The organism is Actinomadura scrupuli (assembly GCF_050971785.1).
Lineage (GTDB): Bacteria > Actinomycetota > Actinomycetes > Streptosporangiales > Streptosporangiaceae > Actinomadura_E > Actinomadura_E scrupuli.
On record NZ_JBPCCU010000023.1, the window covers coordinates 1 to 22,275 of the forward strand.

20 protein-coding genes are annotated in these 22,275 nt (G+C 69.7%); 16 read left to right on the plus strand and 4 right to left on the minus strand.

What is annotated here, in order from left to right:
- The 3 genes from ACRYCC_RS43855 to ACRYCC_RS43865 form a co-directional block, all read left to right on the plus strand.
- On the plus strand, positions 1–772 hold a 772-nt coding region (locus ACRYCC_RS43855; protein ID WP_433820199.1), incomplete at its 5' end, for an MCE family protein.
- 98 nt (positions 773–870) lie between these two features.
- On the plus strand, positions 871–2,520 hold the full coding sequence (locus ACRYCC_RS43860) for a thiolase C-terminal domain-containing protein (RefSeq protein WP_433820201.1): 1,650 nt from the start codon (positions 871–873) through the stop codon (positions 2,518–2,520).
- Positions 2,521–2,608: 88 nt separating this feature from the next.
- Positions 2,609–2,812: a ferredoxin gene (locus ACRYCC_RS43865; protein ID WP_433820202.1), complete on the plus strand. Its 204-nt coding sequence runs from the start codon at positions 2,609–2,611 to the stop codon at positions 2,810–2,812.
- 31 nt (positions 2,813–2,843) lie between these two features.
- Here the strand turns inward: ACRYCC_RS43865 and ACRYCC_RS43870 are convergent, their stop codons facing one another.
- Positions 2,844–3,641, minus strand: a complete 798-nt coding sequence (locus ACRYCC_RS43870; protein ID WP_433820204.1) for a CbbQ/NirQ/NorQ/GpvN family protein — start codon at positions 3,639–3,641, stop codon at positions 2,844–2,846.
- A 160-nt stretch (positions 3,642–3,801) separates the two neighbouring features.
- On the opposite strand from ACRYCC_RS43870, the gene ACRYCC_RS43875 reads away from it, so the two are divergent.
- The 3 genes from ACRYCC_RS43875 to ACRYCC_RS43885 are packed head-to-tail and all read left to right on the plus strand — an operon-like array spanning position 3,802 to position 6,824.
- Positions 3,802–4,959, plus strand: a complete 1,158-nt coding sequence (locus ACRYCC_RS43875) for an acyl-CoA dehydrogenase family protein (RefSeq protein WP_433820205.1) — start codon at positions 3,802–3,804, stop codon at positions 4,957–4,959.
- A complete protein-coding gene (locus tag ACRYCC_RS43880) occupies positions 4,956–6,056 on the plus strand; it encodes an acyl-CoA dehydrogenase family protein (protein ID WP_433820207.1) in 1,101 nt (366 codons plus the stop codon). Before ACRYCC_RS43875 ends, ACRYCC_RS43880 begins: the two co-directional genes overlap by 4 nt.
- 51 nt (positions 6,057–6,107) lie before the next feature.
- Entirely contained in the window at positions 6,108–6,824 is a 717-nt protein-coding gene (locus ACRYCC_RS43885) for an SDR family NAD(P)-dependent oxidoreductase (RefSeq protein ID WP_433820209.1), read from the plus strand.
- 39 nt (positions 6,825–6,863) lie between these two features.
- On the opposite strand, the gene ACRYCC_RS43890 is transcribed toward ACRYCC_RS43885, so the two are convergent.
- Positions 6,864–8,177: a TetR/AcrR family transcriptional regulator gene (locus tag ACRYCC_RS43890; protein ID WP_433820210.1), complete on the minus strand. Its 1,314-nt coding sequence runs from the start codon at positions 8,175–8,177 to the stop codon at positions 6,864–6,866.
- Between the two features lie 211 nt (positions 8,178–8,388).
- Complete coding sequence (locus tag ACRYCC_RS43895; protein WP_433820212.1) at positions 8,389–9,672, minus strand: amidohydrolase family protein; 1,284 nt, start codon at positions 9,670–9,672, stop codon at positions 8,389–8,391.
- A gap of 193 nt (positions 9,673–9,865) precedes the next feature.
- Between ACRYCC_RS43895 and ACRYCC_RS43900 the strand changes: the two genes are divergently transcribed.
- From ACRYCC_RS43900 to ACRYCC_RS43945, 10 genes are all read left to right on the plus strand, one after another.
- Positions 9,866–11,539: a nitric oxide reductase activation protein NorD gene (locus ACRYCC_RS43900; RefSeq protein ID WP_433820213.1), complete on the plus strand. Its 1,674-nt coding sequence runs from the start codon at positions 9,866–9,868 to the stop codon at positions 11,537–11,539.
- A 121-nt stretch (positions 11,540–11,660) separates the two neighbouring features.
- Complete coding sequence (locus ACRYCC_RS43905) at positions 11,661–12,773, plus strand: ABC transporter substrate-binding protein (protein WP_433820214.1); 1,113 nt, start codon at positions 11,661–11,663, stop codon at positions 12,771–12,773.
- 2 nt (positions 12,774–12,775) lie between these two features.
- A complete protein-coding gene (locus tag ACRYCC_RS43910; protein ID WP_433820216.1) occupies positions 12,776–13,903 on the plus strand; it encodes a spirocyclase AveC family protein in 1,128 nt (375 codons plus the stop codon).
- A 3-nt stretch (positions 13,904–13,906) separates the two neighbouring features.
- Positions 13,907–14,836: an SDR family NAD(P)-dependent oxidoreductase gene (locus tag ACRYCC_RS43915; protein WP_433820217.1), complete on the plus strand. Its 930-nt coding sequence runs from the start codon at positions 13,907–13,909 to the stop codon at positions 14,834–14,836.
- Positions 14,829–16,310, plus strand: coding sequence for an aldehyde dehydrogenase family protein (locus ACRYCC_RS43920; RefSeq protein ID WP_433820219.1), 1,482 nt, complete (start codon positions 14,829–14,831; stop codon positions 16,308–16,310). Before ACRYCC_RS43915 ends, ACRYCC_RS43920 begins: the two co-directional genes overlap by 8 nt.
- 12 nt (positions 16,311–16,322) lie before the next feature.
- A complete protein-coding gene (locus tag ACRYCC_RS43925) occupies positions 16,323–17,543 on the plus strand; it encodes a cytochrome P450 (RefSeq protein ID WP_433820220.1) in 1,221 nt (406 codons plus the stop codon).
- Positions 17,543–18,454: an SDR family NAD(P)-dependent oxidoreductase gene (locus ACRYCC_RS43930; protein ID WP_433820222.1), complete on the plus strand. Its 912-nt coding sequence runs from the start codon at positions 17,543–17,545 to the stop codon at positions 18,452–18,454. Before ACRYCC_RS43925 ends, ACRYCC_RS43930 begins: the two co-directional genes overlap by 1 nt.
- Positions 18,455–18,533: 79 nt before the next feature.
- Positions 18,534–19,796: a cytochrome P450 gene (locus ACRYCC_RS43935; protein WP_433820224.1), complete on the plus strand. Its 1,263-nt coding sequence runs from the start codon at positions 18,534–18,536 to the stop codon at positions 19,794–19,796.
- Positions 19,797–19,872: 76 nt separating this feature from the next.
- Positions 19,873–20,703: an SDR family oxidoreductase gene (locus ACRYCC_RS43940; RefSeq protein ID WP_433820226.1), complete on the plus strand. Its 831-nt coding sequence runs from the start codon at positions 19,873–19,875 to the stop codon at positions 20,701–20,703.
- 12 nt (positions 20,704–20,715) lie between these two features.
- Positions 20,716–21,564, plus strand: a complete 849-nt coding sequence (locus ACRYCC_RS43945; RefSeq protein ID WP_433820227.1) for a hypothetical protein — start codon at positions 20,716–20,718, stop codon at positions 21,562–21,564.
- A gap of 108 nt (positions 21,565–21,672) precedes the next feature.
- On the opposite strand, the gene ACRYCC_RS43950 is transcribed toward ACRYCC_RS43945, so the two are convergent.
- Entirely contained in the window at positions 21,673–21,906 is a 234-nt protein-coding gene (locus tag ACRYCC_RS43950; RefSeq protein WP_433820229.1) for a putative antibiotic biosynthesis monooxygenase, read from the minus strand.
- Between the last annotated feature and the right edge of the window lie 369 nt (positions 21,907–22,275).

Sequence of the window (22,275 nt, forward strand, 5' to 3'; positions counted from 1 at the left end):
CGCGACCGCCGCCATCGTGCCCCTGAGCCTGATCGGCGAACGCACCCTGACCTTCACCCCCGCCTGGCAGCCCGGCACGCCCAAACTCACCGACGGCACCGTCCTGCACCAGGACAGAACCCAGATCCCCGTCGAGGTCAACGACGCCCTCAAATCCTTCGGCACACTCCTCGACAGCTTCGACCCTGCCAAAGCCGACAAAGTCCTCGCCAACACCGCCACCACCATCAACGGCAACGGACCCGCCTTCAACCAGGCCTTCCAACAGGCCGGGCAGCTCATCACCAACCTCGCCGGCCAGGACCAGCAACTGCTGAAGGTGGCCGACAACCTCAACCAGATCGCCGGCGTGGTCCGCGGCCGGGAGAAGACCCTGGCCTCCCTGGTCGACAACTTCGCCCAGACCTCCAAGATGCTCTCCGACGAGCGGAAGAGCATCCAGACCCTGGTGGAGGCGATCGCCGACCTCGCCAAACGCGGGGACGTCCTCATCAAGGCCTACCAGACGACCCTGCCCGGCGACCTGACGCGCACCGCCCAGATCGCCTTGATGGTCAAGGGCAGGGCCGTCAGCGTCGGCCAGTTCCTCCAGTCGATCAAGGGTCTCGGCTTCCAGTTCGTCAACGCCTTCGACACCAAAACCAAAACGATCACCATCCGGGTCGTGCTCGACAACTTCGTGCGCGCCTACCTGACCGCGCTCCTCAAAGAGCCCACGCCCAGCTCGACGGTGCCGTGCCCGCTCCCGCCGCCCTACTCGAACTGCCAGTAGGAGCCACGTGAGACCCTGCGCATCTTTGAACGTCTCGAAGTTCCCTCGTGCGGTGGAGTTCGGTTCTCGGGGCGCCCGCTCGGCGAATGGAGGAGACCATGGCACAGCGGCCCCTGCCGTTGCTCACGCTCGCGAACGAGTTCTTCTGGACCTCGGGAGCCGACGGTCGGCTGCGGATCCAGGAGTGCACCTCCTGCGCTTCCCTCGTCCACCCGCCCGCGCCGGTCTGCCGTTACTGCGGAGGCCGGGAGATGGGTGTCCGGGCGGTCTCCGGGTACGCCACCCTGGTCGGGTTCACGCTCAACGAGCGGTTCGGTGTGCCCGGGCTCCCGCCGCCGTACGTCGTCGGCCGGGTGGCGGTCGAGGAGGATCCCCGGGTCCGGTTGACCACCAACATCATCGACCATGACCCCGGTGACCTTCGGCTGGGGATGCGGACCGAGGTCGTCTTCCAGCAGGAGGGTGACGTCTGGCTGCCGCTGTTCCGGCCGACCGCGGATCAGCCCGCACCCGCCGCGATGCCGCCCGATGACCCGGAGCCGGAGCAGGTCGCGTCTTTCGTGCGGCCGATGGCGGCGCGGGAGAAGTTCGAGGACAAGGTCGCGATCACCGGTGTCGGCGCGTCCCGGATCGGCCGGCGGCTGATGCTGTCGCCGATGGAACTCACCCTGCAGGCATGCGAGCAGGCGGTCGCCGACGCCGGGCTGACCCTGGCCGATATCGACGGCCTCTCCACCTACCCCGGCGCGGTCAGCATGGGCGGCATCGGCGAGGGCGGGCTGACCCACGTCGAAGCGGCGCTCGGGTTGCGGCCGACCTGGCACAACGGCGGGCTGGAGACCTTCGGCCCGGCCGGCTCCGTGATCGCGGCCATGCTCGCCGTCGCGGGCGGGCTGGCGACCCATGTGCTGTGCTACCGGACGGTCTGGGAGGCCACCTTCTCCCAACTGGTGAAGGAGGGCCGGACCACGCAGGAGATGGGCCGGCTGGACGGCTACACATCGCCGTTCGGGGCGACCTCCGCGGCCCCCTCTCTGGCGATCAACGCACAGCGGCACTTCCATCGGTACGGGACGACGAAGGAGGCGCTGGGCTGGATCGCGCTCAACCAGCGCGCCAACGCCGCCACCAACCCGGAGGCGATCTACCGGGACCCGATGACGATGGACGACTACCTGAACGCCAGGCCGATCACGACGCCGTTCGGACTGTACGACTGCGACGTCCCGTGCGACGCGTCCACCGCAGTGGTGGTCTCCGCGAGACATCGCGCGGTGGACCTGCCCCGGCCACCGATCCTGGTCGAGGCGGTCGGCACGCAGATCATCGAGCGGGTGGAGTGGGACCAGACGACGTCCACGCACGAACCGCAGGTGCTCGGCCAGGCCGCCCACCTGTGGTCGCGCACCGACCTGCGCCCCGGTGACGTCGACATCGCCGAGCTGTACGACGGGTTCACCTTCAATTGCCTGTCCTGGATCGAGGCCCTGGGCTTCTGCGGGATCGGCGAGGCAGGGGACTTCCTTCAGGGCGGCAAGAACATCGCGCGGGACGGCGTGCTTCCGCTGAACACCCACGGTGGGCAGCTCTCCCACGGTCGCACGCACGGCATGGGTCTGCTGCGGGAAGCCATCATCCAGTTGCGCGGAGAAGGCGGAGAGCGGCAGGTGCCGGATGCCCGCACCGCGGTGGTGAGCTCCGGCGGCCTCACTCCCAGTGGCGTCCTGCTGCTGCGGACGGATTCGTGACCGGGTGCACCGCGCCGGGTGGGGAATCGACCGTGGCCTGGACGAAGACTTCCGGCGCGACGATGGGCCGCGTCAGTGCTCCAAGGAGATGGCAGCAATGAAGGTCGTGGTCGACCGGGTCAAGTGCGCCGGGCTGGGCATCTGCGAGGCGCAGTCGCCCGGTACCTTCGAGATCGACGAGAACGGGGAAGTGGTGATCCTCGACGAAGAGGTCGGCCCGGACCGGCTCGAAGAGATCAGGGACACGGTGGCTTCGTGTCCCACCAGGGCGCTCAGTCTGGTCGAGGACTGATCGTTCAGGGACACCGGTCGGGCATGAGGCCCTACTCGTCCAGCAGGTAGGTGTCGATCAGCTCGGCCAGACCGGCGCCCGCGATCGAGTCGTCCGTCATGGGGCCTGCGATCGCGGCGAGGGCGGCGTCCCGTGGGGGCAGCCCCTCCTGGATCAGCCGACCGGCCGCGATCAGTACCCGAGTGGAGGCCACCTCGCGCAGGCCACCCGTCTCCACCCGCCGGATGGCCTGGCCCAGCCGCACGAGGCGGGCGGCCCACTCCGGCGCGACACCGGCCTCGTGGGCGACCACCTTCTCCTCGACGTCCGGCGTCGGGAAACCGAGCTCTACGGCGACCATCCGCTGCCGGGTCGAGACCTTGAGGTCCTTCAGCACGCTTTGATAGCCCGGATTGTAGGAGACCACCAACGAGAAGCCCGGTGCCGCATCGAGAGTGACTCCGAGCCGGTCGATCGGCAGCTGCCGCCGGTGGTCGGCCAACGGGTGCAGGACGACGGTGGTGTCCTGGCGGGCCTCGACGACCTCGTCCAGGTAGCAGATGCCACCCTCGCGGACGGCCCGGGTGAGCGGACCGTCCGCCCATTCCGTCTCGCCACCTCGCAGCAGGAAACGGCCCACCAGGTCGGCCGCGGTCAGGTCGTCGTGGCAGGCCACGGTGAACAACGGACGGCCGAGGTCGTAGGCCATGGCCTCCACGAAACGGGTCTTGCCGCAGCCCGTCGGCCCCTTGATCAGGATCGCCAGTCCCTGCCGGTGGGCGGCCTTGAAGACCTGCTCTTCGTTGCCGACGGACACGTAGTGGGGGCGGCTGGTGGCCGAGTCGGCCATGGTTCCTCCTCGCGCGTCGATTCCGGCGGCCGGATGCGCCCGGCTTGACCGAACCGACCGGCCTCCGTATTGTAACAAAAAGTTGTTCCACCACGATACGGGTGGGGCCGGTGAGATCGCTCCGGCCGTCACGCGTCAGTTCTGTGAGGTCGAAGAGATCATGGACTTCTCGCTACCGGTCGAGGTGGAGCGGTTCCGCGACGAGGTGTGCGCCTGGCTGGCCGGCAACCTCACCCCCGAAATCGTCGCGGCGGGCCCGCACCGGGGCTCGAACCCGGCCGCCTTCGACCTGATCCGCTCCTGGAACCGTACCTGCGCCGATGCGGGCTGGTCCGCCGTGTCCTGGCCGGTGGAGTACGGCGGTCGCGGGGCCGGTGTCCTGGAGCAACTCGTGTACGTGGAGGAGACCACCCGGGCCCGGGCGCCGATGCCGATCAACGTGATCGGGATGAACAACATCGCCCCGGCGATCATGCAGTACGGCACGAAGACCCAGAAGACGACTCTGCTGCCGCGGATGATGCGCGCGGACGACATCTGGTGCCAGGGGATGTCGGAGCCGGAGGCCGGCTCGGACCTCGCGTCGCTGCGCACCAGGGCGGTGCGCGAGGGCGACCACTTCGTCGTCTCCGGCCAGAAGATCTGGACGTCGCTGGGGCACCTGGCCGACTGGTGCCAGCTGTACGTACGCACGGATCCCGAGGCGGCCAAGCACAAGGGCATCTCCTGCCTGATCGTCGACATGTCGCTGCCCGGTATCGAAGCGCGCCCGCTGGTCACGATGACCGGCGACGCGGATTTCGCCGAGGTGTTCTTCGACGAGGTGCGGGTCCCGGTGGACGCCCTCCTCGGCCCGCTGAACGGCGGCTGGCAGGTGGCCACCACCACGCTCAGCCATGAACGTGCCGGTGCCGCGCGGCTCCACGCCGAGTTGCGGGGCCGGTTGGAGGATCTGGTTGCCGATCTCGCCGGGGTGAAGCAGGACGGCCGGCTCGTGCTGGAGGACCCCTCCACCCTGCGCCGGCTGGGTGGACTCGATCTGAGCATCAGTCACCTCAAGGCCCTGGGCGAGCGGTCGATCTCGGCCGGCCTGCACGGCGGTGACCCGTTCACGACGTCGGGGGCGGCCAAGAACGTCTGGGGGGTCGCAGGGCAGGATCTCGCCGCCGCGGCGTACGACCTGCTCGGATCCCACGACCCCGGCGGCAGGTGGGCCGAGTACCGGCTCGCGGCACGCTCGCTCACGATCGCCGGTGGCACCTCGCAGATCACGAAGAACATCACGGCCACCCGACTTCTTGGACTGCCGCGCAGATGAACCTCGAACTCACCGAAGAGCAACTCGCCCTCCGTTCCACCGTGCGGCGATTCCTGGCCGAGCGGGCAGGGGTGGCGGAACACGTCCGCCCGCTGCTCGACGACCCGTGCGGCAGCACCGCACAGGTGTGGCGCGGTCTCGCCGGCCTCGGCATCAACGGGCTCCTCGTCCCCGAGGAGTTCGGCGGGGCGGGGATGGGCATGGTCGAGGCCGGCATCGTGCTCGAAGAGCTCGGTGCGGTCGTGAATCCCGGGCCGTGGCAGTCCACCGCCGTGGCCTCGGTCCGGGCGCTGACCCGCTCCGAGGCCGGGGGAGAAGAGGCCGCGACACTGCTGGCCGGCATCGCCGGCGGGTCGGCGGTCGTCACCGTCGGCCCCCTCGACCCGGCGGCCGAGCGGCCGGTCGCGAGCAGCGGAGCCGGTGGCACAGTGATCAGCGGTGTGGCCGACCTGCTGGACGCCGCCGCCGCCGACACCGTCCTGGTGCCGGCCACGGACGGCGGACGGCCGGGTCTCTACGCGGTCGACGCGGACGGCGGCGGGATCTCCTCGGTCTCGCGCGGCGGTATCGACCCGACGCGCAAGCAGTTCCGGTGCACCTTCACCGATGCTCCCGCGCGGCGGCTGGCGTTCGTGACCCCGCAGTCGGCGCGGGCCCTGCTGGACGACGTCCTCGTGGCCATGGCCGCGGACGCGGTCGGCGCCGCCCGCGCCGCGTTGGAGATCGCCGTCGAGCACGCGAAGGTCCGCAACCAGTTCGGCCACCCGATCGGCTCGTTCCAGGCGGTCCAGCACATGTGCGCCGACATGTTCGAGACGGTCGAACTCGCCCGCAGCGGTGTGCTGTACGGGCTCTGGGCGGCCGATCACGCCGACCCGGCCGAGCGTCATCTCGCGGCCGTCCGGGCCAAGGCCTTCGCCGGCCGGCTCACCTCGGTCGGGGACACCGCCGTACAGGTCGTCGGCGGGCTCGGGTTCACCTGGGAGCACGACCTGCACCTGTACCTGAAGCGGCTGCTGAGCTGGAGCGCCTACCTGGGCGCTCCCGACCGGTACCTCCTGGAACTGGGCTCGCGGCTGGTCCGGTCGGTGACGTAGGAGCACAGGCGATGTGTTCTCCGGGTCCCCACACTCGCATCGCATGAGTCGGTGGCCGACCCGGGGGGCGGGGAGGCGATCGTGCGCAGCGCGGTCGAGAGGTTCGGCCGCCTCGACGCGGTGGTGAGCAACGCGGGCATCTTCCAGACGTCGCCCTTCGACCAGTTGTCGCCGGACGACTGGCGGCGCATGCTGAACGTGCATCTGGACGGTGGGTTCTACCTGAGCCAGCCGGCGTTCCGCGTGATGAAGGCGCAGGGTTACGGCCGGTTCGTGTTCATCTCCTCCTCTGCCGGAATCTTCGGGCAGGCCGAGGCCGCACACTACGCGGCGGCGAAGGCCGGCCTCCTGGGCCTGACGAACGTCATCGCTCTGGAAGGCGAACCCCACGGCGTCCTGGCCAACACCGTCCTGCCGACGGGCTTCTCGCGGATGGTCACCGCCACTGTCGGAGATCGAGAACAGTTCCCCCAGGAGACGGCCTTCTACAAGGCCATCCAGCCCGGCTTGGTCGTCCCCATCGTCGTCTACCTCGCCAGTAAGGCCTGTGACCGTACGCATCAGAACTACTCCGCGAGTGCCGGACGTTATGCCCGGGCCTTCGTCGGGCTGGGCGACGGCTGGTTCGCCGGGCCCGGCAGCACACCGAGCGCCGACGACATCGAGGACCATCTCGCCGAGATATCGGGGACGGAGTCCTTCACCGTCCCGGGGTCGATCTACGACGAGGTGGCGGGCGTCTGCACGCTGCTCGGAATCATCGGCTAGCCGATCACACCCGTGTGCCGAGCCGGCCGCCCGGTCTGCTCAGGCCGGGGTGTCCTCGCGAGTGGCGATGCCGTGCAGGACGGTGTCGCGCACGTGCAGCAGGGCCGAGCGCTTGCCCACCGTGGTCAGGATGTTCTGCGGTATCCACTGGATGCCGATGATGCAGCGGGCGACGGTCTCCAGCGAGGACTTCTGCTGCCGGAGCTCACCGGAACCGATCCCCTGGGACAGCAGCGTCCGCATCTGGTTCAGCCGGGTGGAGAACGACCAGCCCGGGTTCGGGGTGTCCGGCGGGGACTGCCGCATCCACGCCAGCTGGATCCGGAACTCGTCGCTGAACTTGTCCAGCACGTTGACGTTGACCCAGCTCAGCGCATCGAGCTTCTCCAGCGGGGTGGAATCGGATCCGAGCACGCCGGTCCAGCCGGCGCCGACCTTCTCACCGAACGAACGCATGATCGACATCAGCAGCTCTTCCTTCGAGCCGATCAGCCGGTGCACCGTGCCGGTGGCCATCCCCGCGGCGGAGGCGATCTCCCGCACCGTCGTGAGCTCGTACCCGCGACGGCCGAACTCGGCCCGGGCCACGGCCCGGACGTAGGCGGCCTTGTCCTTCGGATCGTCGGCCTGCTCGTCCGACCAGGCCCGCACGATGGTGTCCGCGGAGACGAACGCGCTGGAACGGTCGAGGTCCGCGTCCGAAGGGTCCGTGGTGGCCAGGCCCCGCAGGATGATGGCGGCCAGCACTCGCGAGACCTGGTCGGACGCCGCGTCGTGCCGGATCACGTCCAGCCCGACGTGGAGCATGGTCTGGCAGATGCGGTCCGCCAGCACCGCCAGGTCCAGATCGGTGCGGATGACTCCGCTCCAGCGGCCGGCGCGCAGCGCCTCGAGCATCGCCTGCTGGATCGCGACGGGCTGACGCTGCGCGAGCTCGACGAGTTCGGCGTTCGAGCTGGGACTCTCGTAGAACGACATCTGCAACTGAGCGCGGTGCTGGACCGCGAAGTCGGCGATCGCGGCACCCAGGTCCACGATCTGGTCCAGCGCGGACCGGGAGCCGGCCTGGTCGAGCCCGGCCTGGGCGATCTCCCCGAGCCGGTCGAGGTCGGCGTGGTACTGCCGCATCAGCTCGAGAAGGATGGCGTCCTTGGACTCGAAGTGGTGGTACAGGCTGCCCGGCAGGATTCCCGCGGCGTCCGCGATCTGCTGCAGCGAGGTGCGCAGGCCCGAGGAGGCGATCAGGGACGCGGCCGTCTGCAGGATCTCGTTGCGCCGCGTCTGGTCCGTGGAGCTCGTCCCGCCCCGAGCGCCCAGGTCGAAGACCTCGGCGCGGCCGGTGTTCGCAGTCACCCGGCGCCGACCCTGTCCGCCGGTCGGAACCGAAGCTTCGGCATTGGACACCTCTCAGGCTCGCACACACGACGGACGGCAAGAGAGAGGCCGTGCGGACGTCTCCTGGAACCCGTACCACAGTGGGGCCGGCCCCTGGACTTCATGCCAGAGCCGCATTACCCAATGGTACCGCAACGAGATGAAGGGGATCTCGTACCGGCGCGGCCTCCTACCTGCTCGGCAGCCTGGCGGCTAGGTCCATCACGCTGACCGTGTCGGTGCCGGTCTTCTTCAGCCGCGACGAGGAACGGAAGCCGAGATCGACGTCGCCCGCCTGCGCCCGCAGCGCACGCACCGTCACCTTGTCGCGGGGGATCCGCGAGAACAGGTCGAACGAGAACAGCCGCAGCGCGTTCTCGTGGGTGATCTTGTTGATCTCGTCGTCCGGGACGCCGTCGAGGTACATGGCCAGGGCCTCCGGAGCGGCCGGCCAGGTGGAGTCCGAATGCGGGTAGTCGCATTCCCAGGTGACCATGTCCAGGTTGAGCCTGTCCCGGTTCGCCAGGCCGAAGCCGTCGTCGATGAAGCAGGTGACGATCCGGTCCAGGAACAGCTCGCTGGGAAGCATGTCTCCGAAGTCCTGGTGAGTCCAGGCGCGGTGCATCTTGTACACCCGGTCGATCCGCTCCAGGAAGTACGGTATCCAGCCGATTCCACCCTCGCTCAGCGCCAACGTGAGATCCGGGAACTTGCGCAGGATCGGAGACCACACCAGGTCGGCCGCGGCCTGGACGATGCTCATCGGCTGGAGCGTGATCATGGTGTCCACGGGCGCGTCCAGCGAGGTGATCACGACGGAGGAGGAGGAGCCGATGTGCAGGCACACGACGACGTTCTCGTCGCTGCAGGCCTGCCAGAACGGGTCCCAGTGCTCGTTGTGCAGGGACGGGAGGCCGAGCTTCTCCGGGTTCTCGGAGAAGCTGACGGCGTGGCAGCCCTTGCGGGCGGTGCGCCGGATCTCCTCGGCCATCAGGTTCGGGTCCCAGATCGGCGGCAACGACAGCGGGATCAGGCGGCCCGGGTACGTACCGCACCACTCGTCGATGTGCCAGTCGTTGTACGCGCGCAGCACCGCCAGGCCCAGGTCCTTGTCCTGCGCACGGGCGAAGTACTGGCCGCAGAACTGCGGATAGGAGGGGAAGTTCATCGACGCGGCCACGCCGTTGGCGTTCATGTCCCGGATCCGCTCGTGGATGTCGTAGCAGCCGGGCCGGATCTCGCTGAACCTGGTGGGCTCGGCGCCGTACTCGTCGGGCGGCCGGCCGGCCACCGCGTTCAGCCCGACGTTGGTGGCCTCCTGGCCCTCGAAGACCCAGGCATCGGTGCCGTCGTCCCTGGTGACGACTCTCGGCGCCAGGTCACGGTACTTGTCGGGGATGTGCCCGTCGAACATGTCCGGCGGCTCGACGAGATGATCGTCGACCGAAACGAGGATGAAGTCGTCCATCTTCATTGATCACTCCCTGTGGCATGGCGAATTCCGTGCCGGGGCCGGCGATGCTCCGGCGCCCCTGGGCCCCGCCGGCTCCGGTATCCGCCCGGTTCGACGGCCGCCGCCACCGTTGACGCCCACTGCCGCGAACGGTAATCTGGAACATATATTTGGTCAACTCTGATGCCGAACCACCCGAGCAGGGACTGTCATCGTGACGAACGACGAGGCGGGCCGTGCGGCTCTGGCCCGCTGGACGCTGCTCGCGGGGGCGCTGTCCGGTCGCACGGTCAGGGTGGGGGCCGTCGATCCCGGCGAGGAGCCGTGGACGGACGGCGAGACGATCTATCTGGATCCCCGGGCCGAGCGGGCCGAGCAGATCGCGGCGCTCGCGGTGCAGGCCAGCCTGCTCTGCGCCGGGAGCCTGGAGCCGGATCTCGTCCGCGCCTTGGTGCGTCGCCCCTCCCGAGCCGGCCGCTACCTGGCGGTGGAGGGCCGCCGCGCGCTGGCGCAGAACCGGGCCCTGCTTCCCCGCGCGGCCCGGTCGCTGCTCGACGAGAGCGGTCCCATCGGCACCGACTCACCGCGGGCCTCGCTGGCCGTGGCCTGCGGCCGGGGGCCGGTCCCGGCGGCACCGGCGGCCTTCGGGGTGATCCGGCCGCGGGAGCTGCGGCGGGCCGGGCCCGAGGCCGATGCGGCGGGCGGGCACGTCCCGCGCCGCCACCGCGAGCGGGAGCCGGCCGTACTCGACGCGGAGGCCGCCGAGGGTGCGCAGGTCGTGGACCTGTACTCCAGCCCGGTCGGTGGCGGTGGCGGTGTCGGCCGGCTCCTGCGGAAGATGCTGGGATCGGTCCGCCGGCTCGGCGAGGGCGGATCGCCGGGCGCCGACAGCCCGACCCACCGGATGCGCTCCGGCGCGCGCGGCGGCGGGAACGCGGTGATCTCGGCCGCCGACGACGGCTCGCCCGACGAGTCCGCCGCCCTCCCCGGCGGGGTCACCTATCCGGAGTGGGACGCGCGCCGTCGCGCCTACCGGCCCGGCTGGTGCACCGTGCGGGAGACGATGCCGACGGAGGAGAGGGAGCTCGAGCCCGATCGGCGGGACGGGAACGCGTTGCGCGGCCCGCTGGCCCGGCTGGCCTTCGGCGTGGACCGTGCCCGTCGGCAGCCACAGGGCGAGGACGTCGACATCGACGCCGCGATCGCGGCGCGCGCGGCCGTGCTCGCCCGGTCGGTACCCGACGAGGCGGTCTACGTCGCGAGCCTGCGCCGCCGGCGGGATCTTTCGGTGCTGATCCTGCTGGACGTGTCAGGCTCCGCCGGTGAGCCGGGGGAGAGCGGCCGCACGGTGCACGAGGCCCAGCGGGCGGCGGCCGGATCGCTCGCCCGGGCGTTGCACGGGCTCGGCGACCGGGTGGCGCTGTACGCCTTCAACAGCCAGGGGCGCAACGATGTCCGCCTGATGCCGGTGAAGCGATTCGACGACGGCCTCGACGGCCGGGTACTGCGCCGGCTGGGGGGACTGGTGCCCAGTGCGTACTCGCGGCTCGGGGCGGCGGTGCGACACGGCGCCGCGGTGCTGGAGGCGCGAGGCGGGACGTCGCGGCGGCTGCTGGTGGTGCTCTCGGACGGGCTCGCCTACGACCACGGGTACGAACGTGACCACGGTGCGGCCGACGTCCGGCGAGCGCTTGCCGAGGCGCGCGGCCGTGGCACCGCGTGCCTGTGCCTGACGATCGGAGCCGACACCGCCGCCGGGGACCTGCGGCGGGCCTTCGGGAGCGCCGCCCATGCGACCGTCCCGCGGCTCGGGGACCTGGGGCTGGTGGTGGCTCCCATGATCCGCTCCGCGATCCGTTCGGCCGAGGTGGGCCGCCGGGTCTCCTAGCGGCGTACCGCTGAGGTACGGAAATCCAGTGCTGCAGGGGGTTTGACGGGGCGAATCAGGTCTGGTTAGAGTCTGAAACAAATGTTAGGTTCTCCGCGACGAACGAGCTAGGGGAGGTGGCATGTCATACGAGAGCAGCGCGGAACCCATCAAGATCGGATACCTGTTCGACTTCAAGCTCCCGGAGAGTTTTCCGGCCACGATGCGCGACGACCTGCGGCGGCCGTTCCAACTGGTCTTCGACGACGCGCTCAAGCACGGCGTCATCGACCGGCCCGTGGAGATCGTCTTCAAGGAGGTCGAGGGGCTTCCCAAGGGCACGATCAAGGCGGTGATCGACGGTTTCGGCGAGCTCGTGGACGAGGGCTGCCTGGTGGTCTTCGGGCCGCACATCACCGACAACGCCGTGCCGACCCGTGAAGCCATCGAGGAGCGGTTCAGGGTGCCGGCGATCAGCGTCACCGGGACCGACGACTGGCTGGGGGAGTGGACGTTCGCCTTCCCGCAGGGGTCGATGACCGACGAGCCGATCTTCTGGGCGGATCTGCTGGCCAAGGGCGGCCACACCACGGCCGGCGTGCTGGTCGAGCAGTCACTGGTCGGCCGGAGCTACCTGGCGAACTTCCAGAGAGCGTGTGAGCGCAAGGGCATTCAGATCGTCGCGGCGGTCTCCGTGGCGCAGACGGCGCAGGACGTCGCGGCAGCGGTCCGCACCCTGCACGAGGCCCGGCCCGATGCGCTGGTGCACTGTGGCTTCGGCTTCGGCATCGTGTTCGTCAACCCCGCGCTGGAGGAACTGAACTGGGATCCGCCGCGGTTCAGCGGCACCGCGTTCCAGAACGCCTGGATCAATCCGGTGATGTGGCGCGCGTTCCTGGGCTGGACGGGCGTCGACCAGTACGACGAGGCGAACCAGGTCGGTCAGGCCTTCCTCGACCTGTACGAGGCCGACCAGAACCGGCGGCCGCAGTACTGCGTGCCGATGGTCAACCGCGACATCGCCACCACCCTGCTGCAGGCCTTCACCGACGCGCACCCGCTGAGCCCGCGTGGCGTCAAGGAAGCGCTCGAGCGGGTCAAGATGCTGCCCGCCGCGGCCGGCGCCCCCGGCACCCGGATCTCCTTCGGGAAGTGGACCCGGCGCGCCTGGATGGGGGCCGGGTACCTGGTCGCCCGCCGATTGGACCCGGACGGGGTCAACTCACATCTGGTCGACAGGTTCGGAGTGGAATAGGGATGACCACCGAGAAGAGCACGCCGGCCCTCGCCGAGCACGCGAGACCGCCTGCCCGCAGGGGCTCGCTCTGGACCGCGTTCTGGATCGCCATCGCCGTCGCCGTGCTCGCCGTCGTCGCGGCCAACGCACGCCAGGGCGCCGTGTCCGACCGGATCGCCAACCCCGGCGTCACCGGCGCCCCCCGCCCGGTGCGGCCGCTGCTCGGTTTCGAGCACTGGATCCCGCTGATCCATATCGGCACCCTGATCGGCATGATCGCGCTGGTGACGGCCTTCTTCGTCGCCTGGCGCCGCTTCCCGCGCCACCCAGTCCTGGTGATGGCCCTGATGACCACGCTGATCGTGTGGCAGGACCCGATCATGAACTGGGCGCCGTACGCGGTCTACAACCCGGACCTGTGGCACTGGCCCGAGGACTGGCCGCTGGCGTCGATCTCGCCGACGGTCGAGCCGTTCGTGGTGTTCGGCTACGCCTCCTTCTACCTCGGTCCCTACTTCCCGGCCATCTGGATGCTGCGCCGCCTGCAGGCCGGGCGCGGCCCGGAGTCCTTCGTCTGGCGCCACCCGCTGATCAGCCTGGCGCTGCTGCTGCTCGTCATCGGCTTCGTGATGGACGCCATCCTCGAGATCAGCCTGGTGTCCAGCGGGATGTACATCTACTCGCAGGTCATCCCGTGGGGCTCGGTGTTCACCGGGACGACGCACCAGTTCCCGCTGATCTGGGAATCGGTGATGGTCACCTTCGTGATGATCCCGGCCGGCGTGCTGCTGTACCGCGACGACACCGGCCGTACCGTGGCCGAGAAGCTGGCGCAGCGTGCCCGGGTCTTCCCGGCCCGGCCGTTCGCCGGCATGTTCGCGGTGATGTTCGTGATCATCAACGTGGCGTACTTCGCGTACGGGGCGGGCTTCGGCATCATCCGCGCCACCAAGGTCGCCACCTCCGTGGCCTGCCCCTGGCCCTACCCGGAGGCCAAGGTCTACGACCCGCAGGGCTTCTACGCCAAGGCCGGGGCTCCGGGCCCGTACTCCGAGGGCAAGTGGAACACCTGGATGACCGCGCAGCCCGACGGCCGGCCCGACGTCCCGACCTCGCCGACCGGGCCGTGCGCCCCGGGTAAGGGGTGACCGATGAGCGACCCACGAAGCGTCGTCATCACCGGTGCCTCGCGAGGCCTCGGTCTCGCCTCCGCCGGCCTGCTCTACCGGCAGGGGTGGCGGGTGGTCGCGGCGATGCGGTCACCCGAGGCCGGCCTGGAGCGGCTGCGGGCCGCGACCGGGGCCGGCCCGGACGACCCGCGCCTGATCGGGGTACGGCTCGACCTGGACGACCACGAGTCGGTGGCCGCCGCCGCGGAGGCGATCACGGCGGCGGTCGGCGCCCCGGACGTCCTGGTGCACAACGCCGGCATCGCCGCCGCGGGATGCGTCGAGGAAGTTCCGATGGACGTATGGCAGGGGATGTTCTCCACCCACGTGCTCGGCCCGGTGGCGTTGACCAAGGCACTGCTGCCCGCGATGCGCGCGGCCGGGCGCGGGCGGATCATCATGGTGTCCAGCCAGGGCGGGGTGCGGGGCATCCCCTGCATCGCCGCCTACTCGGCCGCCAAGGGTGCGGCGGAGCGCTGGGCCGAGTCGATGGCCAACGAGATCGCCCCCTTCGGACTGGGCGTCACCGTCCTGGTGGCCGGAACCTTCGACACCGACATCATCACCGATGCCGGTGCCCAGGACCTCCGTGAGTTCGAGGGGCCGTACGCGGCACACCACAAGACCATCGACCGCCGGGGCCGGGCCGCGATGGCCCGGCTCGCGGCCCCCCCACGCCGGTTCGCCGAGGGCCTGGCGCGGGCGACGCGGGACACCGCCCCGTTCGCCCGCCGGGCGGTGGGCACGGATGCGCGGATGCTGTTGCTGTTCAACCGGCTCATGCCCACCCGCGTGCTGCATCAGGTGATCAGGGTGGCCATGGGGCTGCCCCGCCGTGGCGCGCTGCGGCTGGTCGCGGCCACCGAGAGCCCGAAGCCGCCCGTAGCGAAGGAGCGCGAGAACCTTGCCTGAAGAGACGGCCATGTTCGAGACCCGGATGCTGATCGACGGTCGGCTCGTCGAGGGCGCATCGGGCACGTTCGACAACGTCAACCCGGCGACCGAGGAGGTCATCGGGCAGGCTCCGGACGGGTCCAAGGCCGACATGGGCCGCGCGATCGACGCCGCCCGCCGCGCTTTCGACGAGACCGGCTGGCCGGCGGATCACGCGTTCCGCAAGCGGTGCCTGGAGCAGCTGCAGCAGGCACTGGAGGGCGAGCGGGAGCAACTGCGCGAGGAGCTGATCCTGGAGGCCGGTGCGCCGCGGCTCACCACGTTCGGCCCGCAGCTCGACTCGCCGCTCTCGGACGCTTTGACCTACCCCGCCAAGCTGATCGAGGAGTACCCCTGGGAGACCGACCTCGGTGACGCCTACGTCGAGCTGACCAGGACGAACACCACCCGCAAGGTCTGGCGCGAGCCGGTCGGGGTCGTGGGTGCGATCACGCCGTGGAACTTCCCGTTCGAGGTGGCCCTCCACAAACTCGGCCAGGCGCTCGCCACCGGCAACACGGTGGTGCTCAAGCCGGCGCCCGACACGCCGTTCAACGCCACCCGCCTGGGCCGTCTCGTCGCCGAGCAGACCGACATACCGGCCGGTGTCGTCAACGTCGTGCCGTCGTCCGACCACCTGGTGGGGGAGGAGCTGACCCTCTCGCCGAAGGTCGATCTGATCTCCTTCACCGGGTCCACCGCCACCGGCCGCCGGATCATGGAGAAGGGCGCGGCGACGATGAAGCGGCTCTTCCTGGAGCTGGGCGGCAAGTCGGCCACCATCGTGCTGGAGGACGCCGACCTCGCCACGGCCTGCCTGATCGGGATGGCGCCGTGCATGCACGCCGGCCAGGGGTGCGCGAACCCGACCCGGATGCTGCTGCCCCGGTCCCGGTACGACGAGGGCGTGGAGATGCTGCGGGCGATGTACGAGGGGGTGGCGCCCGGCGATCCGCAGGACCCGGGAACGCTGTGCGGGCCGGTGATCTCGGCCAGGCAGCGCGACCGTGTCCTCGGTTACATCCAGAAGGGCATCGACGAGGGGGCCACGCTGCTCGTGGGGGGCACGGCGGCGCCGGCGGGCCGGACGTCGGGCTTCTGGGTCCGGCCCACGCTGTTCGCCGACGTCGACAACTCGATGACCATCGCGCAGGAGGAAATCTTCGGCCCGGTGCTGGCCGTGATCCCGTACGACCAGGAGGACGACGCCGTCCGGATCGCGAACGAGAGCCCCTACGGGCTGGCGGGAAACGTCATGTCCGGCTCGCTGGATCGTGCCCTCGCAGTGGCCCGCCGCCTGCGCGCCGGGTTCATCGGGATCAATGGGGCGGTCGGCTACGGCGCGGACGTGCCGTTCGGCGGCTACAAGGCCAGCGGCGTCGGCCGGCAGAACGGAACCGCCGGGTTCGACCAGTACACCGAGATCAAGTCAGTCGGCCACCCCGTCGTGTGAAGGAGCCACAGCATGGAATTTTTCGATGACCTGGAGGACTTCGGCTCCTTCGACGAGGCGGTGTCCGGCAACGTGCGGGACCCGTACACCGAGATGGCTCGGCTGCGGCGGGAGGAGCCCGTGCAGCGCCTCGACCTCTCGATGATGCCGCACGAGGAGTCCAAACCGGTCTTCATGGTGTACCGCCACGAGGACGTCGCGCAGATGCTGCGGGACCACGAGACCTTCTCCTCCTCGATCGTCATCGACGCCTTCGGTGAGGCGCTCGGCGAGCACGTCATGCTCGGGATGGACGAGCCGGAACACGGGCGTTACCGGGCCCTGGTCGCGCGGGCCTTCGCGCAGAAGTCCCTGGCGCGCTGGGAGGACCAGCTGGTCGGCCAGATAGCCAACGACCTGATCGACCGGTTCGCGAGCCGCGGCTCGGCCGACCTGGTCAAGGAGTTCACCTTCCAGTACCCGACCCAGATCATCGCGGGTCTGCTCGGGCTGCCGAGGGAGGACTACGCGCAGTTCCAGAAGTGGTCCATCTCGCTGCTCGGCATCACGGTCAACCGGGAGCGGGGGGTGGAGGCCTCCAACACCCTGCGCGAGTACTTCGTCCCGATCCTCGCCGCCCGGCGGGAGAACCCGCAGGACGACCTGATCAGCAGCCTGGCGCAGGCCGAGATCGATGGCGAGCGGCTCACCGACGAGGAGATCTTCTCCTTCCTGCGGCTGCTGTTGCCGGCCGGGGTCGAGACGACCTACCGCTCGCTCGGAAACCTGCTGCTGGGCCTGATGTCCGACGCGGAGCTGTTCGGCACCGTCCGCAAGGACCGTTCGCTGCTGCCGCAGGCGATCGAGGAGGCGGTCCGCTGGGAGCCGCCGCTGCTGATCATCACCCGGGTGGCGACGAGGGACACCGAGCTCGGCGGGGTGACGATTCCGAAGGGATCCGCGGTGATGCCGATGCTCGGCGCCGCGAACCGGCAGGAGGATCGGTACGAGAACCCGGACTCCTTCGACATCCACCGGCCCGCACGTGGCCACATGGGCTGGGGTCACGGCGTGCATGTCTGCCTGGGCATGCACCTGGCCCGGCTGGAGATGCGGGTCGCGATGAACCTGCTGCTCGACCGCCTGCCCAACCTCCGCCTGGACCCGGACGGCGACGACCCGCACATCCGCGGCCAGGTCTTCCGCTCGCCGACCTCGCTGCCGGTGCTGTTCGACGTCCGCGGAGACATGTGATGGACGAGTTGCGCTATGACGACCGCGTGGTCGTCGTCACGGGCGCCGGCCGGGGGGTGGGGCGCAGCCACGCGCTGCTGCTCGCGTCCAAGGGCGCCCGCGTCGTGGTCGCCGACTACGGCGTGGACATCGACGGTTCCGGTACGTCGGCCGGTCCCGCCGAGGATGTCGTGCGGGAGATCGAGAACGACGGCGGCGAGGCGGTGGCGTGCTGCGCCTCGGTCGCCGAGGAGAAGGGCGCCGCCGGCATGGTGCGGACGGCGCTGGACACCTGGGGCCGGATCGACGCCGTCGTCAACAACGCGGGCATCCACGACCCGGGTGCGTTCGAGCGGCTGACGATCGCGCAGTACATGAAGATGATCGAGGTGCACTACCTGGGCACGCTGTTCGTGACCAGGGCGGCGTGGCCGCACTTCCTCAAGGCGGGCTACGGACGGGTGGTCAACACCGTGTCCGAGGCCATGCTCGGCGGCATCCCGGAGCTGAGCAGCTACGGCGCGGCGAAGGGGGCGATCTGGGGACTCACCCGGAACCTGAGCACCGAGGGGTTCTCGAAGGGCATCCGGGTCAACGCCCTCGCGCCGCGGGCCTACACCCGGATGTCGGCGTCGGCCGCCGACGATCTCGCGGAGATGCTGGGGCTCCCCACGGAGGCGATGGACGAGATCAACGCAAGCATGCCGCCGGACATGTGCGCGCCGGCGGCGGCCTTCCTGGCGCACGAGTCGTGCCGGCTCACGGGCGAGGTGCTCCAGGTCGGCATGGGCGGGGTCGCGCGGCTCGCGGTCCTGCACACGCAGGGGCTCACGAAGACCCCGCTGACCGCCGAGGACATCGCGGAGAACCTCGACACCATCATGGATCTCACGGGCGCCCGGGTGACGGAGACCACCCCCCTGGGGTCATAGGCTAACAACTATTTGTTCCATCTACACGTCGTGGCCCGCCCTGGGCGCGGGTAGCGGGCGCACGACCAAGGAGGCCATCGTGGCTGATTTCGACACCGTCGACTTCTTCACCGACCCGGATCTGATCCCGGACCCGTACCCCTACTTCGACCACCTGCGTGAGCGGAGTCCCGTACTGCATCAGGAGCACCTGGGCGTCTACTCGGTGAGCGGTCACCAGGAGGCGCTCGCGACCTACCGGGACGAGGAGACGTACTCCTCGTGCGTCTCGGTGATCGGCCCGCTCGCCCCGCTGCCGTTCGAGGTGGCCGGTGACGACATCAACGAGCTCATCCGGCAGCACCGCGACGAGATCGCGATGGCCGAGTTCGTGGTGACGCAGGACCCGCCGGTGCACTCCCAGACCCGCGGTCTGCTGAACCGCCTCCTGAAGCCCAAACGGCTGAAGGAGAACGAGGACTACATGTGGCAGCTTGCCGACCAGCGGCTGGACGAGTTCATCGCCAAGGGCGGCTGCGAGTTCATGGAGGACTACGCCAAGCCCTTCTCCGGCCTCGTCATCGCCGAGCTCCTCGGGGTGCCGGAGGAGGACCGCACGACCTTCCGCGACATCATGGGCGAACAACTGGTCGGCGGGCTGAACGACGAGCTGGCGCACAACCCGCTGGAATGGCTGGACGAGAAGTTCACCACCTACATCGCGGACCGCCGGGAGAACCCCCGCGTGGACGTGCTCACCGACCTGGCGCAGGCGACCTACCCGGACGGCACCGTCCCGGAGATCGCCGACATCGTCCGGCTGGCGACGTTCCTCTTCGCGGCCGGTCAGGAGACCACGACCAAGCTGCTCAGCACCGGGATGCGCGTGCTGGCCGAGCGTCCCGACCTCCAGACGCTGCTGCGCGAGGACAACAGCAAGATCCCCAACTTCCTCGAGGAGTGCCTGCGGACCGAGAGCCCCGTCAAGAGCCACTTCCGGCTGGTGCGCAAGAACACCGAGCTGGGCGATGTCAGCCTCCCGGCCGGCGGCATGGTCATGCTGCTGCCGGGCGCCTGCAACCGGGACCCGAAGAAGTTCGAGAACCCGCACGAGTTCCAGGCCGACCGCGGCAACGTGCGCGAGCACATCGCGTTCGGGCGCGGCATCCACTCCTGCCCCGGTGCGCCGCTGGCCCGGTCCGAGGGCCGGATCTCCATGACTCGGATCCTGGCTCGGATGACCGACATCGCCATCGACGAGTCGGTGCACGGCCCGGCGGACAACCGGAACTACACCTACGACCCGACCTTCATCATGCGCGGCCTGTCCAACCTGGCCGTCACCTTCACTCCCGTGAAGTAGGCGACCGCATCGCCACCCGCGCCCCGAGCCTGGGCTCTTGACATCACTGACCACGACGATGGCTGAGGAGCCACCCATGAGTGATTCATTCCGCTACGACGGTAAGCGAGCCCTCGTCGTCGGGGGCGCCACCGGGATGGGCGCGGCCGCCGCGCGCCGGGTCGCCGCCCTGGGCGGCGAGGTGATCGTGATGGACCGGGCCCCGGTCGAATACCCGGTGGCCCAAGCCGTCCAGGTCGACCTGCAGGACCCGGCGGCGGTCGACGGCGCTCTCGGGAAGCTCGACGGGCCGATCGACGCACTGTTCTCCGCCGCCGGTATCGCCGATGGGCCCGCGCTCATGCGGGTCAACTTCATCGGCCACCGTCACATGATCGATGCGATGATCCGTGACGGCCTGCTCACCCGTGGTTCGGCGGTCTGCTTCATCTCCTCGGTGGCCGGCATCGGCTGGGAGTCGAACCTGCCGACCATCCTCGACTTCCTTGCGACGACGGACTTCGACTCGGCCGTCGGGTGGGTCGATGCGCATGAGGGGACCAACAACTACGGCTTCAGCAAGCAGGTCATCGACGCCTACGTCGCCCGCCAGGCCTATCCCTTCATGTCCGAGGGCATCCGCATCAACGCGATCTGCCCGGGGCCCACCGACACCCCTCTCGCGCAGGCGAACGCCGATCTCTGGCTCGCCTTCGCGCAGGACTACCGGGACGCCACCGGCATCGGCTATCACACCCCCGAGCAGATGGGCAACGCCATGGCGTTCCTCAACAGCGACGCCGCCAGCGGGGTCAGCGGCGTGACCCTGCTCGTCGACTCGGGCCACACGATGTCCTCGGCGGCCGGCTCGTGGGAGCCCGGCAAGGGGTTGTACGACCTGCTCATGGGCCGCCTGGCGGCCGGCTGAGCGCCTTGCGTCGTGTACGCCGCCAGCGGTCCCGAGCGCGACGCCGCCGCCGTCCCGGACTACGAACGGCTCCTGGGCGCCGGCATCAACGTCGTCTCGACGACATCGACCCGTCTGGTCTTCCCACCGGTGTACGACCCCGGCGCCCGCGACCGCCTCGCCGAGGCGGCGGCCAAGGGCCGCGCGTCCCTGTACGCCTCCGGGATCTTCCCCGGATTCGCCTCGGACCAGCTCGCGCTCGTCGCGGCGACCCAGTCGAGCACCATCCGCACCATCCGGGCGACAGAAATCTCGCTCAACGACCACTATCCGGTGGCCTCGGCGATGGTGGACGGGCTGGGATTCGGGCGACCGCTGGACTTCCAGCCCCGGATCATGCATCCGGGGTTCATCCCGGCGGCGTGGCGAGCGCCGATCGCGCTGATCGCCGCGGGCATGGGGGTCGAGCTGGACGAGGTCGAGGGACGCTTCGACCGGGCCCTGGCCGATGGTGAGATCGAGGTCGCGTTCGGCACGATCGCGGCGGGCACGGTGGGGGCGGTCCGCACGGTCGCCATCGGGGTCGTCGACGGGCGCGAGGCGATCGTGATCGAACATGTGATCCGCATGGCGCGCCACGTCGCACCGCACTGGCCTTCGTCGGACCATGACGCCACCTATCTCGTGCGCATCGAGGGTGAGCCGAACATCGACGTCCGGCTCTCACTCGGCGAAGCCGAGGGACACGATGCGGGTATCAGCGCCATGAAGGCGACGGCCATGCGGGTCGTCAACGCCGTGCCCTACGTCGTCGAGGCGGCACCGGGGCTCCTCAGCTCGCTCGACCTGCCGATCACCCTCCCTCGCCACGCCTTCACCTGACGGGGACCGGCGCGATCGACGGCAGTGCCGAGACCCGTTCGCCGTGGCCGAGGACGACGGGGAAGACCAGCAAGCGCGCGGCGGAGCCGGCGTCGAGCAGACGAGCGGTCATCGGATGAGCCAGGACCTGAACAGCTTCGTGAGCGCAGGCATCACCACGAAGATCAGTAGCGCGACGGCGACCGGCACCATGATGAGGAAGCGCGCGAACATCGGTAGCCGGGGGGTGACCGCCTGCAGGAGGTAGCCGAACGCCGTGATGATCGGGTAAATCGCGAGACAGGTCAGGACCCACATCTTCCAGCGTTTGAGCTGCGCCATGGGAGGGGCGGAAACTGCCATTGATCCAGTCCCTTCGCGGTTACCTTCAACAGACGATCGGGTGGTCCGATCGCTCATACGGCCTTGGGTTCGCCGACGCCCGGGAAGGCAAAGGGGCGACAGGGCAACAAGCCGTCTCTGGTCCGGGGTTCTCGGCTCTTCTGACATCTGCGAGCGTGCCGTCGAACCGCGGTACCCCCTGTCGGTGGGGGTACCGCGGTGGTGGTGCTGGTGTGGGTTAGGGCTTGGTGGTGGGTCGGTAGGTGCTGACCTGGACGCCGGTGGTGCTGGTGGTGGTGGAGATGAGTTCGAGGGTGGTGGAGGTTCCGTCGTTGGGGAAGATGCTTTTGCCGCCGCCGAGGATGATGGGTTCGATCATGAGGCGGAGTT